The organism is Methanobrevibacter sp. V74 (assembly GCF_963082495.1).
Taxonomy (GTDB): Archaea; Methanobacteriota; Methanobacteria; order Methanobacteriales; family Methanobacteriaceae; genus Methanocatella.
The window spans coordinates 248151-264961 of sequence record NZ_CAUJAN010000002.1 but is presented as its reverse complement, the minus strand read 5'-3'; the positions used below and the strand labels follow the sequence as shown (position 1 = coordinate 264961).

Below are 16811 nucleotides of genomic sequence, written 5' to 3'. Positions count from 1 at the left end.
TATCAAAATTTATGGTAACATCGAATCTATTTAGTTGTTGTCTAATAAGTCATATAAATTCTTTATTTTTAATTTTAACATGGAAATACAAGACTACAGAATAAAGAAACAAAACTCAAAGATGTATCATATAACATTTACAGCATACAAGTTTTTTAGAAGAGGGTTTCTAAAAGGTTTCTTTTTGTTTATATTTGGATTCTGTTGGGTTAGTTGGGAAAAGGGTTGTTTTTATTTATATTTTGATGTTTATTTTGTTTGGTTATTTTTAGAAGACTTTATGATAGTTAAGTTAAGGATTGTTTTTGGTAATTGTGTTTTGGTGTAATTTTAAAAGTTGTTGGTTGGATTTTTTTTTGTATGTCTGGTTGGAATTTTGGTTTTATAATAAAATAAGAATATGTTATGAAGTATTGGGTAAATATTAGTGTTTCAATCCCTTTTGTGTGTGTTTTTTTTAAAAAATAAATAGAAAAAAATAGAAAGTGTTTGTTTTTTCTATTTTTTTACAATAATTTTTACTTTTTTACTTACAGCTTTGAAGTAGGTATTGCCTGTGAATTTAACAGTGCCTTTGTATGTTCCTTTTTTGTTTAATTTGGTTACTTTAAATTTAGCAACACCTTTATTATTGGTTTTTGCTTTATAAAGTTTACCTTTGATTTTTAAAGTAACTTTGACTTTTTTAAGACTTTTGCCGTTGTTTTTTAAAGTTATGGTAACTTTTTTTATTTTTGTTTTAGTTTTTGTCTTTAAAGTTTTTGTTGTTAGTTTAGGGGTTGCTTTATTGATGGTTACTTTTGCGGTATTTGAAGACATGTTTAATTTATCATTACCTGCAAAAATAATACTTGCAATGTAATTTTTAGGAACTAAACTTGCAACATTAACACTAACTTGACCTTTAGCATTAGTAATTAAAGTTTTAGAAATACTGCCTACTTTAACAGTTACACTTTCGCCGGATAAGGTATTGCCGTTAATATCTTTTAAGGTGACGATGATCTTGCCGGAACTGTCGTAAACTGTATTAACATTATTTACACTAATTACTGTAGGTAGTTTGTTAACCACGATGTTAGTGTTAACTGTAACTGGGTTATAATTATTGTCTACAATTGTAGTGGCTGTTAAAGTATAGGTGCCTATGTTCAAACCTGAAACGATTATTTTGAAACCATTAATTTTAATGTCTGCTTCAGGATGTCCTATGACACTAACATTGCTAAGGCCTGTGGCATTTGAAACATTGGCGGTGACATTACCTGATTCACCATAATTGAATATTATATTTGGAATGGTGAGTTTGGAGTCAATTTTATTAACGGTAACATTAGTTTTGCCGGTAACCTGATTATGATTGTTGTCGGGAACAGCAACAACTTCTAAAATATATGATCCAGCATTTAAACCGGTAAGGTTAACAATGCCGTTCTCGTTAATTTTGATTATTGCTTCTGGATGATCAACAATACTTAAGATTAAATCATCAACGCCACTAGAGTAGATATCACAGTAACCAACGCCTCCGTAATTGTATATGATTTCATTTCTAATATCAAGAATGGCGTTTACTTTATTTACTGTAATGTTGATTGTTCCATATATGCTATTGTGGTTTTCATCAGGTATTGTTGTGACTTTTAATGTGTATTTTCCTGTGTTTAGATTGGAAATAATGATTTTATTGTTTTCAATGCTAATTGTTGCTTCAGGGTGGTCTGTTACTTCTGCTGTAATGTTTGTTGCACCGGTATATTCTACGGTGGTTAGGCCAGTTTCTCCGTAGTTAAAGATAATTTCATCACCTAGGGTTAAATTGGAATCCAATTTATTGACGGTGATTTGTGTTGTTTTATCTATACTGGTGTGGTTTTCATCAGGTATTGTTGTGACTTTTAATGTGTATTTTCCTGCGTTTAGATTGGAAATAATGATTTTATTGTTTTCAATGCTAATTGTTGCTTCAGGGTGTTCTGTCACTTCTGCTGTAATGTTTGTTGCACCGGTATATTCTACTGTGGTTAGGCCAGTTTCTCCGTAGTTAAATGTAATTTCATCATCTAGGGTTAAAGTGGAATTCACTTTATTAACGGTTGCAGTTGTGTTTTTTTGTGTGGAGTTGAAAAATTCAGTTTCATTAATCCTGACAACAATAGTATAAGTGCCTGCTTTAAGATTAGTGAATGTAGCATTACCTATGCCTTCTGTGATTTCAACTATTTTTTCCAAATCATCTAATTTAATACTTGCATTGCCTGTGAATCTAGGATCAGTTTTAACGACTACTACTAGGTCGTTTCCCCAATCGACATCATCAACAGATATATTTAAATTAACATCAGCTTTAACAACGCTAATGTTAATGTTCTCTTCGTGGGGGTTATAATTGTTATCACCGTTGAAGATTGCATATATTGTGTAGTTGCCTTCACTTAAACTGTTGAAAATGGCTTCAGCGTGATTATTGGAAAGATCAGCAGTTATTTCATAATAACCATTTAATCTGAAAGTTACAGTGCCTGTTACATTTACTGGGATTAAAGCTTCCACTTTAATGTTATCATAAATACTAATTGTTTTTTCTGTTTTTAAAGTAAATGATTCTAAATCGATTTTATCAACTTTAAATCTTTGACTTACAATGGAATTGCAATAAGTTTCATCACCTTCATAAATAGCAACAATATTATACTCTCCAGCGTTTAAACCAGTGAAAGTGGCGCTGGCGATTTTATTGTTAATAATTCCGGTGGTGGAGTTAATAAGATTACCTTCTAAATCCCTAACTTCAAACAGGATGGTGTTTTTAACCACGTTTTGGTTTAAAGTTACATTGATGTTAAATGGATTTGTATAACTTATATTATTGTAATTTAGGGTTAAATTAACATTTGGTTTATTGTTGATTAGGGTAAAATTATACTCTTCGCTTTCATTGTAATTATTATCACCATTATATTTAACGGTAATGGTGTAATTGCCATTGTCTAAAGTGCCTAATAGTACTTTTCTTTTATTGATATCTATGATTTTGGTATTGTTGTTTATTTTAAATGTTAATTTGCCGGTTGCATTGTTTGGTAAAATAATTCCTATTGTGTTTTCATTGTCAATTTCAGTTAGGCTGAAGTAGAATCCAACTTCACCGTTTTCTTTGATGGCATTAACTTTATTTTTGGTTAATGTAATTGTTGATTCTGCTTTGTTTACTTCGTATGTTTTTGAGTATGATTTTGCGCCGAATGTTTCATCACCTGCATAGTAAGCGTTAATGGTGTATTTTCCGGCAGGTAATACTCCTAGATTAATGCTGCAGTGATTGTTGGTGAAATTTTTAATGATTTTTGTATTGTTAAAAGTGAAAGTTAATTTTCCATTTTCAATGTCTGGTGAATCTATGTTAATAATAACTTCTTCACCATAAATGCTATTGTTTTTATCTTCGAATGTGAATGTAGGGGCTTCTTTAACAATAAAAGTAGGAATTTTTACAGTGCAGTTGCCTAGGTATTTGGTAAACATTTCATCATTAACATCAAGGTAGTATTCACCAGGCACATCAGGAACAGTAACTTCCATATTATAAACTCCCTTAGTATATGCAAGGTTTTTTTCGAAAAGAGTGAATCTCAATTTATAAAGACTAAGAATATTACCTGAATCATCAACTAAAGAAGCATTAAGATTAATAACATCACCACAAGTAACATTAACACTATCCTCACCATTTAAAAAAGTAAGAGTGGAATGTGAACGGAAATTTTTACAATTAGGATAGGTGCCATAATCCTCGGTAAGAGTAATAATATATGGGCGATCAAAAGTATTATTTTCAATAGTTAAATTGCCTCCATATAGATCAATTAAATAATTGTTTTCATATTCTAGAAATTGAGAATTGAAAATACTACAATTACCAACAAGTATTAGTTTACCGTCAGGATATCTGCAACAATTTTTAAAAATAGTATTATTTATTAAAACTATTCCATCAACACCTCCCATAATTTCATATCCTATAAGTTCTCCATCCGTGGAGGTAAAATAACAATTATTAATAGTTAGATTAGTAATCCAACACCTTTCCATAAGTGCTTGTTCTGAACGGGCATTTATAAATCTACAATTTTCAAAAATATAACTATGCCTATTCAACCAGAAATAAGAACGCAACATTCTTATTTTGGGATCATCTTTAGTAGCACTAAATGTAATATTTTCAAATTTAAAATTATTATTATTAATCAAACTAAATATTAATGCTGGTCTGTATTTTTTTTGGTTTAGTTTGGAAAATATTATTTTTACTTTATCTGGATTTTCTCCAATAATACTTATATTATTCTTTGATTCAATTTTAATATAATGATAGAAATTTCCATCCCAATAGGGAGTAATATTTAAAAGTGTATAATTTCCATTAAGCATATGGATAACAGTATTATCTTCAATATTTTTTAATATTGTTATAAAATCTCCCGGAGTATTCTCATCTAAACCACTGCCATTACCATTTGGTGAAACATAAATGTGTTTTAAATTAACACCATCACCTAACAATCCATTTCCATCATTATCTTCTTTTAAGATTCTATTTGATTGATTATTTGATTTTTTTAATAATTCGTCTGTTTTTACAATATCGTTTTGATTTAACTCTTGTAAATTTGTATTATATGAACTAGAAATTGAATTTTCATTATTTATTTCAAATGAATCTGTATTTAAGTTAGTTTCATTAACCTCTTTTGCAACAATAAAATTTGAATCATCATCTAGAGAAATCACATCATCCGATGATGAAGCACCTATTTCATTCATGTTTTCTGCTGAAACACAGGATATTCCTACAAAAAACATCATGAAAACAATTAATAAAAGCATTTTTTTCATAAATATCTCCTATTTAATATTATTTGATATTAGATATTTTATTAAGATAATTTGTTAACAATATTTTAATAATTATATCTAATAATCTATAATATATTGGGAAAGGTATATAATTCTATCTTTACTTATAGTAAAATAGGAATGAAAAATTACATATTTTAAGAAGGGGTATAATGGGGAATGTGAAAAATGAGAATAAAAAAATATTTTATAATTATTTTGATCCTAATAATATTAGTAAATATAACTAGTATTAATGCAACCGAAAACGACAACCAAACCTTAGAATCAACAGACGAAAATATAATACAATTTAATGAAAATACGATAGATGCCACCGGAAATATGAAAGATGCACTATCACAACATAAGCAAAATATAAATCAACAAGACATATTAAAAAAAAATAATGAAGAAATACTAAGAAAATTCGAACCATGGAACACAATAATTACATTAACAGTGAATGACACAACAAATTTTGAAACAACTGGAAACATAACAATAAATATGCACTTAACATTTTTAGCAACGGAACACGATGGAGAATTTCCCACACACAACGTCACAATTTATGAAAACAACACCATAATCAAAAAAATAAATATTGGAGAACAAAACTTACCTGAAATAAAAACATGGAAACAATATCATGCAGATATACTATTTAATTACACCGTTCATGAAAATAGTCACCTAACAACGCACCTATTCCATACATATTCTAATCCATTATACTTCAAAAAATACATAAATACAATAATAAATAACTTAAATAATACACAAATACTAGTAGATAACAATATTTCTTCAAATGGAACTTGGAACAATAGTGTAAAATCCCTAAAAAAAGCAATAGAACAAGCTAAAAATAATGGAACAATAAAATTAAACAACATACAATTCATACAAGATGATGTTGAAACATTACAAATCAATAAAAACATCACCATCATAGGAAACAATGCATCATTCATACTTCAAAAAACAAAAACACTACTTGAAGTAAACAATAACATACAGATAACCTTAATTAATTTAACATTCAGTGGAAACAACCACTACATAATCTCAAATAAAGGAAAACTACAATTAATAAACTGTACATTTAAAGAAAATAGTATAGGTTTAATAAAAAATGATGCTGAATTAGAAATTATAAATTGTAAAATAGAAAATATTAACCAATACTACCAAGTGCCCACCACAAATGAAAATGGGTTAATAACCAACAACGGAAACTTAAAAATAACAAATACACAATTCAAAAATACTTTAATGCTCCTCAATCTAGCGTTAGATGCTAATATATTAAAGGGAATAATTTACAATAGGGCGGAATTATCGCTTAATAATGTGAATTTCACCAATATAAACTATAGGATAATTTATAATGAGGGAAATATAATACAAAGAAATACAATATTCAATAACATATTATCTTCAACTACTTCAACAATAGAAGTAAAATCCACTAACCAACAAATAAATCATGAATATTTTTATAATAACTATAGAATTAAAACTGTATATGATGGTATTCATATAGTAAGTAAACCCGTTGATGGTGGGGCAATATATAACAATAACAATATTCTCATTGAAAATTGCTCATTTAATACAATAACTGGAAGAGATGGTGGGGCAATATATAACAATAACAATATTCTCATTGAAAATTGCTCATTTAATACAATAACTGGAAGAGATGGTGGAGCAATATACAACAACAAGGATTTAACAATATTAAACTCCACATTCCAGAAAATCACTGGAAGGAATGGTGGAACATTATACAATGCAGAAACACTAAACATAAACAATACATTAATAAATGGATCCACAGGAAGAGTAATATATAATAATGGAGTATTAACCGTAAATAATGCTGTAATAAATAAATGTGGAGGTATCTATAATAATAATCAATTAAATATTAATAATACAATATTTAGTGAATGTAATGGTGTTGGTGCAGCTGTATGGAATAATAATGTTGCAAATATTGAAAACTGTGAAATTATACAAAGCCATGGGCGTGCTGATGATAAGCGTAACTATGTTGAACAACCTGATGGTCAAATATTTGTATATATTGTTGAAGTATATTCTGGTGTAATTTATAATTATAAAAATGCTAAAATGAATATAACCAAATCTATTATTAAAAACAATTATATTTACAAAAAAACCAATAATAACTGGCATGTATTTTATGGACTCATTAAAAACGATGGAGAAATGAAAATAACTGGTTGTATTCTTGACAATAATCGACCAGCAGAAAATGATAGACTTGAGGGTTCAATTAATATATATAATACTGGAAAGTTAACATACATGTACAATTACATGATAAACACAGAATACTATTCAGGAGTATATGGTCTATGTAGCCTTTTATATAATACTATGGATGGAGTATGCAATATTAATTATAATTTCTACTGTTTGAATCCGTCTAGTGTTATTATACATGCGAATCCTAATTATTATTTTGTTCCTTATTTTGATGAGTATGTTCCGATTAAGCTTAATGAAACTAGGAATATTACTTTGTCTTTGGGTTTGACTAATGGTGTTGATTATATGGTTTTTAATGATTGGGATAAGTTATTAACACCGGGGTTAAATACAACTATTACAACAATTGATGAGAATGGTGAGTATAAGAATATAACCACTCTTTTAAAAGATAAGTATACGTTTAGTTTCAATTATACTCATGTTAAAGGTGAATATGTTATTTATAGTAATATTTTGAATTTTAAGAGTAGTGCTTTGGTTGATGTGGGTAAAGAATTTGCTGAAATGGATGTATGTTATAATAATATAACATATAATGATGGGAATATAACGTTTCATGTGAAAATCAATGGAAATCTCACCATGCAACCGACTGGGAATATAACTTTGAGATATAATAATAAGAAAGTTATATTGGGTCTGAAAGATTCTGAGTGCAGTTTTACTATTCCTGATGTATTAAAACCTAATAATTATACTATGTGGATTGATTATGGTGGTGATGGTGAGTATTTTAAAATATTGAAGCGGTGTTTTGTTTTTTGTGTATAAGATACCTACTAATATTAGTGTAGTTGCTCCTGAAGTTAAATATGGTGAAGAGGGTCAGATAATTATTACTATTTCACCGGGTTCTGCGAAATTAAATGGTAAGTTATATGTTAATGGACATTTTGCTAAAGATGCCAGTACTCAGTCTATGAGGATTTTAAAAATTAGGAGAAATGTTGGTGTGTATAATATTAGTGTGGTTTTTGATAGTGATGAGTATTATGAGGGTGGTGTTGCATATACTACTTTTATTGTGAGTAAATGGAAAACCAATTTAACTTTAAATGTTGAGGATATTGGTGCTGGTGAGGATGCAATTATTAATCTTACAATTGATCCAGGGGATGTTCGCGGGGAGGCAAAATTATCTATTAATGGTGAGAATATTACAGTTTTCATTAACAATACTGTGACTCCGATTACTATTACTAATCTTAGTAATGGTACATATCATGTTAGTGTTTTTTATCCTGGTGATGAAAAATATGATCAATCTAGTGCCAGTGCTACTTTTACTGTTTCTATGAGGACTACTGCTTTGTCAGTGTTTATTAGTAATGATGATTTGACTGGTAATGTTTTTGTTAAAACAGATTATGTTGATTGTACTGGTGAGGTGAGATTGTATATTAATAATGATATGTTGATTATGAATTTGACTAATGGGTCATGTAATTTTTCTGTTCTAAATTCAAGAGAGGTGTGAATTATATTTATGTGCATTATGGTGGGGATAGTCATTATTCCTATGCTTCTTGGAATGTGACAACTTTTATTGAAGGAAAGGCTGTTATCAATTGTAGTTGTTTGGATATTAATGAGCATGAGGTGGGTTATTATATTATTGGTTTATTTGATAGTGAGGGTAATCCTTATGAACATGCTAATTTAACTGTTTTATTCCAGAATCGAACAATATATTTAACTACTGATGTAAATGGTATTGCTAAATTGCCGGTTGTTACTAGTGTAGGTAAGTATGATGTGACTGTTATTTATAAGAATATAACTAAATTTGATGTGATTACAGTAAAGCCTGCGGTTATGAATGTTAATATTGAGGATGTTATTTTTGGTGTGAGTGAAACGATTATTGTAACATTGCCGGTTGATGCAACTGGTAATATTACTTTTAAAATAGATGGTGTTGTAATTAATAAGGCATTGGTGAATGGTAGGGTGAAGGTGAATGTTTCAATTTCTGATTTGAGTTTAGGTGAGCATGATTTGGTAATATGTTATGGTGGGGATTGTAAGTATACGAATCAGACTGTGAGTACTAAGTTTAGTATTAAATCTCATTTGTCTCAGATTGTGGTATCTGCATCTGAGTTTATTAGTTATGGTGAGGATATTGTGGTGAGAGCAACTGTTACGTCTGGTGCGAGTGGTACTGTGGTGTTTACTTTAAATAATCAGGTTAAAATATTGAATTTAACTGGTAATCAGGTAAGTGCTGTGTTTAGGAATATTCCTGCTGGTGAATATCTTTTAAGTGCAAAGTATAATGGTGATGAAATTTATCAGGGTTCAACAAATGCTGTTAAGGTTAATGTTAAAAAAGCAAAGCCTTCATTGATGGTTAATACTAGTTCTTTGGTGTTGAATAAAAATATTCGTATTGATGCTTTTTTAAATGTTGATGCTAAAGGTAATGTTACTTTTCATATTCAGGGTCAGTATTCGCCAAGAAAAATAAAACAGTGAGTGGTGGTGTTAGTTCATGGTTGATCAGTCCGTTAGGTAAAGGTTCTTATAATTTAATTGTTACTTATTGTGGTGATGATAATTATGAATCAGAAACAATATCTAAAATTCTTATTTTGAATCAGATTGAAAGTGTATTGAAAGTGAGTATTGCCAGTATTAATGAGGATGATGATTTGATGGTTCATGTGAATTTAGTTGATGGGTATAATCGTAAAATAACTGGTGATGTTGTTCTTGAGATTAATGGTATTATTTATAAGGTTGTTGTTGTAAATGGTGTGGGTTTTAGGAATCTTGGTGAGTTTAAAAATGGTTTTTATAATTTCACTGCTACTTATCAGGGGTCTGATTCTAATGCAATGGCAATGGCTGCTGGTAATTTTAATGTTAAGTTGGATAATTATAGGATTTTTGGAAATAAGGATGTTATTCAGTATTATGGTGGGTATAAGAATTATAAACTGCGTATATTGAATAATAATGTTCCGGTTAAAAATGCAATTGTCACTATTAAAATAAACAAAAGAAGTGTTAAAGTGAAAAGTGATGGTAATGGTTATGTTAATTTAAGGCTTGAATTAAAAGTGGGTAAGTATATGATAACTGCTATTTATAAAGGTGTTAGGGTTAAAAATAAAATAATAGTTAAGCCAACGTTAATAACTAAGAATAAGGTTGTGAGGAAAGGTAAAACTTTAATTTATTCTGCGAAATTGTTGGATAAGAAGGGTGTGAAGCTTAAATATAAGAGGGTTGTTTTTAAGTTTAAAGGTAGGAAATATGTGGTTAGGACAAATAATTTTGGTGTTGCGAAAATTAAATTGGGTAGTTTGAAAGTGGGTAAGTATAAAATCAAAACATTTTACGGTGGGGTTAAAAACACTAATGTCATAAAAGTTAAAAAATAAACTCATGCATACTAAAAAAACCATCACTTCATTTTTTTTCATTTTTATTAGGGTGTTCTCCAAAAGTAAATTCATTTAAGGGTAAAATTTTCTTTATTTTACAATTGAAGCATTATGTATTTGTCAAAAATTAATTTTTGAGATTTGGTGGACACTCATTAGAAGATTAAAGAACTTATAGGACTTTAATATTTAACACTTTAATCTGTCATTTAATTTTAAAGGACATTATTTTATTGGATGTTTTTTTTGGAATATTTAGTGTTTTTAAATAAATTGTAGTTTCCAAATTTGATTAATTTAAATCATTTAAAATTATACAATCTTGAGTCATGTCACATCCTCTTTTTACTATTGGTTATTGTAGAAGTTAATATGAAATCTGTTTGTGTATCTGCTTATGCATGAGGACTCTAAAATCTGATTAATTCCTTTTTTAATCTATTGAGGTGAGGATTATTTAATTCTTTTAGTTGTTTTTCTGTGTATCCAATATTTGGTGCATCGCAGATGCTGGTATCACCTGCCAGTATTGATTATCCTTTATAAAGACCTGGTCTATACGGGTCATTGTAAATTCCGTCGATAAAGTCTTCATTCATGTCTACATAGCAAATATGATTAAGCAATTTTCTTCTTTGAGAAATATCGGATTTAGTTAAAGTCATATTTTTATCCTTCTTATCACTTCTAATAAAATTTTATAGCTTCTACAGCAGTTGTTCGACCACAATCATAGAAAGGATATTTGATTATACTTTCTAAAGTAGTTTTTCGATTTCGAACAAAATGCACTTTTCCATCATCATATTATATAATTTTCGATTTTCATATTTATCTAAGTTTGCCCAAGTTTCATTACAATATTCCATGAAATTTATCATCAAAAACAACTCCTAAATCAAAAAAATAATCAAAAACCCATAAAACAAGTAAAAAAATAAATCATATAATATAATATCAAATAAAAGATTTAAATAAGTAAGCTAAACTTAAATTAACTGGGTTGGAAAATATGAAAAAATTATTTATAGTAATCGAATATATATGAATATTAATTATAAGTTAGGTTGTGAATAAATGTCAAATGTCAATTATGTAATTCATGAAGACGGAATGCCTGTAATGATTTCTGCCGAATCTGATTTTGATTCTATGGATACTGAAGAAATTCTCAAGGACTATCCATACATTATAGAATCAATGAATAATGAAGAGTATTATCTTGAAAATGAGATGTGCTTTGTTTTTGAGGAACTAGTATATGAAAATAAAGTTGTTGGATTTGCAACATTTGAATTGCATGATCAATTAACATTGGTGTTAACTGAATGTTATGTATTACCTGAATTTAGAGGAAAACAAATATTCTTCAATGAAATATGTAAAATGATTTTTTCAGCACCTCAATTTGGAATTCTACAACCAACACGAAACCTTGTTGAATTGCTAATCGATTATTCCTTTGCAAAAAAGGTGAATGATGATATTGTTGTAAGCGGAATAGACTTCTATTTTGATGAATGGGATGTAAAATCCAACATGAGAAATGAAATATCCAACGAGACGCTATTGTCAAATTTTTATGATTTAGGAATCTGTTCAACCATTCTTGTCGATTCCGGTGAGGTAATCTATCACAACCTGCTTGAAAACGATTTAAGAAAGTATGGCGAGAGAAAGGAATTGACTGAAGAATATTTCAAGGGCACTGCTGAATTATTTTTTAAAAATCAGAATGAGTTTGAAAAACTATTGCATGAATTGAAAGAGGAACTGCCTAGAGAAAAATGGAGTTATGAGGTAATTGTCGGTGATGGTGAAGGTTTATCCGGTTTTATGCAAGAAATCGTTGACAATGAAATAATTTCTCAGAACAGGGCTTTAGAAATCAAACAGCAACTAATAAAGGAATATGAAGCTGGAGAGATAAGTGATGAGGATATTGATGAAAGGGTAACTAAGCTGATTCTTGGCGAAATGCCAGATTCCATGTTATTTGAAGAATTTCAGGAATTTTTAGATTCGCCTGAAGCAGAGGATGAAGATATACAAATCATGAAAGAGTTTTTTGACATGATAAGTGATAATAAAGAATTGGGTGCCAGTATTTTCAATGCCGTACTCTCGGATGATGAAAATGAATTTGAAAACCTAATAGTTAATGCAATGAATGATGATGAAGAGTTTTCCAACAAGTTTCTTGAGTTGGTTGATGATCATGATGAAAATGAATTGCAATTGCCTGATGGAGAGTATTTGGATATGTCTTCTCTTGGTTTGAATCTTGACTCACCATATCCTATCGCTGAGATGATGTGGGGACCTAATGATGACAAATACAAACTTGACGACACATATTATGGAAAAGATTATCCGATAAGCCATGACATTTATGTCTTCAGAATTTTAAAGTCACTTAAAAAACATAATAGTTTAAAGATTGCAAAGGCAATGGCGGGAATGAAAGGAGCAATGACTTCACAGTCAGTAGAATCACAACTGTTTATGCAGGATTTAATCAATGATGAAGTTAATTATGATAACTGGGATGAATTCGCTCATGATTCACTAACAATCAAGGATTTGAAAAATATTTTAAGGGAAAATAATTTGAAAATTTCCGGCAAAAAACAGGAACTCATTGATAGGATAGCTGAAAACCGGATACCTTTGGATGTATTCAGGTCTGAAAAAGTAACATTAACTCCAAATGGTGAGGAATTCATAAAGCAGAACCAATGGATTGATTTTTATGACACGTTTTTAAATAAATTTGATTTTAATGACTTTTCGAAATATTTGGACAATAATGATGGGGAATTTATTGAACTCTCTCTTAAATATATCAAACAGCATTTAAAATTAGCTCAAAAAGAAAATGATTCTATATATATTGCTGATTGTGTTATTGTACAGGAGATGATTTCTAAAAGCGGTAAAGAGTTTTTTAAAAATACTGAGTGAATTTAAATTCACTCGCAGGATTTTTTTTTAGTCACCATAGTAATGTTTTCTATTTATGAACATGTTTTTATATATGTATGTTTATAAATTATAAACAACTGTTGTGATGGGACTGTCATTTTGTTAGGACTTTTTTTTGATTTTCTATCCACCCATCTTTTCTTGTCGTGATATAGTCAAATATTCCCTCAGGAGTTCTATAGATTCTTTTTGTGTGTTTATTTAATGTATTTCCGAAGTAATTTTCTATTTTGTTGTTTGTACTATCTAATCTTCCAATATGGTCTTTTTCAAGGAATATTAGATATTTTCTGTAAACTGGGAAGAAATTTTTATTTAAGTAGTCTTGCATCATCTTTGGAAAATTCTTTAATTCATATTTTAATAGTTCTATGTAACTTATTGCTTTTTCAAGTGATTGTTGGTGGAATAATTCGTAAAATAATCCAACATATATTTTTATTTTATCAGATATTTCTTCTTTTTTCTTTTTTCTCATTTTTTTGATTTTGTTTTCTGAGATTTTTGTGTTGTTTTTTCGTAATTCTGTTTCGTATTTATTGAGTTCTTCGTTTATTTTTGGTTTTAAGTTGGTTGTCATGTTTTTTATTAGGTGGAATGTGCAGTGTTGGTGTGCAAAGCCTAATTTTATCATTATTTGTTCATAGTCTTCTTTTAAGTCAGTTATTATTGCTTTGCGGTGTTTTAAAGGGATTGATATGTCAATGAAATCGTAAATTATTTTTGATGTTTCTTTTTTGGATATTAGGCATGCTACGGGTATATTATTGATTATATCAAATATATCTAGTCTGTATATCCATTTTCCTTCATTTCTGACCCATTGGGCATCATATCCATAATATCCTGAGAGTTCTAGTTCTTCGTTTAACCAGTACTGTCCGTCATCAGTTTTTAAAGCTTTTCTAACTGACTCATGTGAAATACTAAAGTTCAATAACGTTTTAAAATCATTTCCAATGTTTCTTAGTGATTTCCATCCGTGTTGTAGGAGTGTTTTTGCTTTGTTTTTCATTTTATTGGAATAATTGCAGAATTTTCCCCAGTATTCAGTGAATTCAACTTGGAACTTCTTTTTACATTTTTTACATTTATATCGCTTAACTTTAATTCTAACAGGAGTTCCATCATCCAAATAAAGTTGAACAATCTCCAATTATATCCTTTTCTAGAAAATTTTTTAGCACCACAATGTTTACAATAAGGTTCACGTTCTTCAACAATACCCTGACTATTAACAAAGTAATCATCGTCGAGAATAGCACCAATAGGCAAAATTAATTGAGGATAAATTTTTTCATCAAAATCTTTTTCAACCAAAAATCCATTTCGAACTGGATCCTTAAATGCACCGATAAATATATAAGCTTCGCCAACCAATTTAAGATATGGAAGGCATTTAATTTTGCTGTACATATATAATTATTTGTCTTCCATACTATAAATAGTTAATTACACTTAAAATAAACTATAAAAAGTTTATAATCATAAATAATTAATTTTAAAAATTATTGTTAATATATATCAAAATTAAACGATAATATAACGAAATAATTTCATGAAAAATAAAAAAATATAAAAACTAAAAAAAAACTAAACCATAACCAATATATAAATTTAACGAAAAATTAAGAAGTAAAAAATTAATTAAAAGAAGGCTGGAAAAAAGACTTTGAAAAAATAAACACAAGATGTTATCAAAAGTCCTAACAAATTGACAGTCCCGTTGTGATGTAAAAAATGGTTTTGGTTAATATGGATGATGTAATTTATAATTATATACAGAAACAGTTATCTGAAGTTCCAATGATTTTAAACAGGAGACTGTCATATAATGGCATTGAATTTAATAGTAAATATGAATTCAGAAAACTTAAATCAATGATTGATAGTTTTTTAAATAATGAATCCGAGGAAAGGTATTTTGTATTGCCGGGAATTAGAGGTGTTGGAAAAACAACAATTCTATTTCAATGCTATGAGTATTTATTAAAAGAAAAAAACTTCAATTCCAATGATTTATTATATATTTCCTGTGAAACTACAAATTTTGCAGGTGAAAGCGATATCGAAAAAATAATAGAAATCTATTTGGATAAGATTCACAACACTACTCCTGCTCTTTTAGATAAACCAGTCTTTGTTTTCATTGATGAGGCTCATTTTGATAAAAATTGGGCTATGAATGGCAAAGTTATCTTTGATGAATCACCATATGTTTTTCTAATATTGACAGGATCATCTTCACTTCACTTAAATTATAATCCTGATGCCGCAAGAAGACTTAATATATTGCCAGTAATGCCTTTAAATTATAGTGAACACTTAAACCTAAAATATAACTACCGGACAGACATTCAAAAAGATTTATTTGATTTAATATTCACAGGGGAAGTTGAAAACGCACAGGAAAAAGAATCAACAATTCAAAAAGAATTATTAAGTCTAGATAACTATCCTTTAAATGATTGGAATATTTATTTAAATTATGGAGGTTTTCCGACAACATTCAACATTAAATTTGAAGACATTATCGTATCTAAATCATGGTCAATAATTTCCAAAGTGATAACTATTGATATGGGCAATGTTTTTAATTTAAATAAGAATAATCAAAATTTAACTTATAAAACATTAGTATATTTAGCATCTCAAAAACCAGGAGAAATATCTCATGATAAATTGTCAAATTATTTAGATTGCAGTAAAACAACTATTAACAACATTATTAACACTTTAGAAAAAACACAATTAATATTTCATAGTGAAGCATATGGTGGCACTTCAAAAAAAGTAAAAAAACCATGGAAATATAATTTTGCAACACCCAATATAAGAAATTGCATAAATAAAAAATTTGGAAATAGTGCGGGATCACAAGTGAATATGAGGGGATATTGCTTGAAAACCAAATTGCATCAAATTTATTTAATTTAAGCAATAATAATGTATCATTTGATTTCAATGTGTATTATGATTCTCAAAAGGGTGGTGTTGATTTCATTGTTCAAAAATCATTTGGAAATGCAATACCAATTGAATCTGGAATAGATGATAAAACAAAAAGACAAGTAAAGAAAGCTATAAATAAATATGATGCAGATTATGGTATTGTAGTTTCAAATAAAACAGATTGCATTGAAAAAAGAGATGATATGATATTCATACCTCCGAAAACATTTTCTTTTTTATGATTATCCTGTTTAATAATATTTGATTTCTTATTTTTTA

General features: G+C 28.6%; 10 protein-coding genes. 7 read left to right on the top strand and 3 right to left on the bottom strand.

What is annotated here, in order from left to right; genetic code table 11:
• Positions 1-498: 498 nt before the first annotated feature.
• A complete protein-coding gene (locus Q9969_RS03955; protein WP_305554699.1) occupies positions 499-4896 on the bottom strand; it encodes an Ig-like domain repeat protein in 4398 nt (1465 codons plus the stop codon).
• Between the two features lie 189 nt (positions 4897-5085).
• Here Q9969_RS03955 and Q9969_RS03950 point away from each other — a divergent pair, with 189 nt between their 5' ends.
• From Q9969_RS03950 to Q9969_RS03935, 4 genes are read left to right on the top strand one after another with little or no spacing between them, the layout of a single operon-like run.
• On the top strand, positions 5086-7974 hold the full coding sequence (locus Q9969_RS03950; protein ID WP_305554696.1) for a hypothetical protein: 2889 nt from the start codon (positions 5086-5088) through the stop codon (positions 7972-7974).
• Positions 7967-8680: an Ig-like domain-containing protein gene (locus tag Q9969_RS03945; RefSeq protein ID WP_305554693.1), complete on the top strand. Its 714-nt coding sequence runs from the start codon at positions 7967-7969 to the stop codon at positions 8678-8680. Before Q9969_RS03950 ends, Q9969_RS03945 begins: the two co-directional genes overlap by 8 nt.
• Positions 8677-9681, top strand: coding sequence for an Ig-like domain repeat protein (locus tag Q9969_RS03940; RefSeq protein WP_305554690.1), 1005 nt, complete (start codon positions 8677-8679; stop codon positions 9679-9681). The genes Q9969_RS03945 and Q9969_RS03940 overlap by 4 nt, the downstream gene beginning before the upstream one ends.
• Positions 9678-10592 carry a hypothetical protein gene (locus Q9969_RS03935; RefSeq protein WP_305554687.1) on the top strand — a complete coding sequence of 305 codons (915 nt, stop codon included), beginning with the start codon at positions 9678-9680 and terminating at the stop codon, positions 10590-10592. The genes Q9969_RS03940 and Q9969_RS03935 overlap by 4 nt, the downstream gene beginning before the upstream one ends.
• A 536-nt stretch (positions 10593-11128) precedes the next feature.
• Here the strand turns inward: Q9969_RS03935 and Q9969_RS03930 are convergent.
• The gene (locus tag Q9969_RS03930) at positions 11129-11260 is read right to left on the bottom strand and encodes a hypothetical protein (RefSeq protein WP_305554684.1); all 132 of its coding nucleotides are present in this window, start codon (positions 11258-11260) and stop codon (positions 11129-11131) included.
• A gap of 412 nt (positions 11261-11672) precedes the next feature.
• On the opposite strand from Q9969_RS03930, the gene Q9969_RS03925 reads away from it, so the two are divergent.
• Entirely contained in the window at positions 11673-13559 is a 1887-nt protein-coding gene (locus tag Q9969_RS03925; protein WP_305554681.1) for a GNAT family N-acetyltransferase, read from the top strand.
• A 115-nt stretch (positions 13560-13674) separates the two neighbouring features.
• Here Q9969_RS03925 and Q9969_RS03920 read toward each other — a convergent pair whose 3' ends face one another.
• Entirely contained in the window at positions 13675-14715 is a 1041-nt protein-coding gene (locus Q9969_RS03920) for a hypothetical protein (RefSeq protein ID WP_305554678.1), read from the bottom strand.
• A 605-nt stretch (positions 14716-15320) separates the two neighbouring features.
• Here Q9969_RS03920 and Q9969_RS03915 point away from each other — a divergent pair.
• Both Q9969_RS03915 and Q9969_RS03910 read left to right on the top strand, forming a co-directional pair.
• Entirely contained in the window at positions 15321-16517 is a 1197-nt protein-coding gene (locus tag Q9969_RS03915; RefSeq protein ID WP_305554675.1) for an AAA family ATPase, read from the top strand.
• Positions 16478-16774 carry a hypothetical protein gene (locus Q9969_RS03910; RefSeq protein ID WP_305554672.1) on the top strand — a complete coding sequence of 99 codons (297 nt, stop codon included), beginning with the start codon at positions 16478-16480 and terminating at the stop codon, positions 16772-16774. The genes Q9969_RS03915 and Q9969_RS03910 overlap by 40 nt, the downstream gene beginning before the upstream one ends.
• Positions 16775-16811 lie beyond the last annotated feature (37 nt).

Coding starts and splice junctions, on each gene's coding strand:
- Q9969_RS03955 (WP_305554699.1), bottom strand. CDS start 4,896: ATGAAAAAAATGCTTTTATTAATTGTTTTCATGATGTTTTTTGTAGGA.
- Q9969_RS03950 (WP_305554696.1), top strand. CDS start 5,086: ATGAGAATAAAAAAATATTTTATAATTATTTTGATCCTAATAATATTA.
- Q9969_RS03930 (WP_305554684.1), bottom strand. CDS start 11,260: ATGACTTTAACTAAATCCGATATTTCTCAAAGAAGAAAATTGCTTAAT.
- Q9969_RS03925 (WP_305554681.1), top strand. CDS start 11,673: ATGTCAAATGTCAATTATGTAATTCATGAAGACGGAATGCCTGTAATG.
- Q9969_RS03915 (WP_305554675.1), top strand. CDS start 15,321: ATGGTTTTGGTTAATATGGATGATGTAATTTATAATTATATACAGAAA.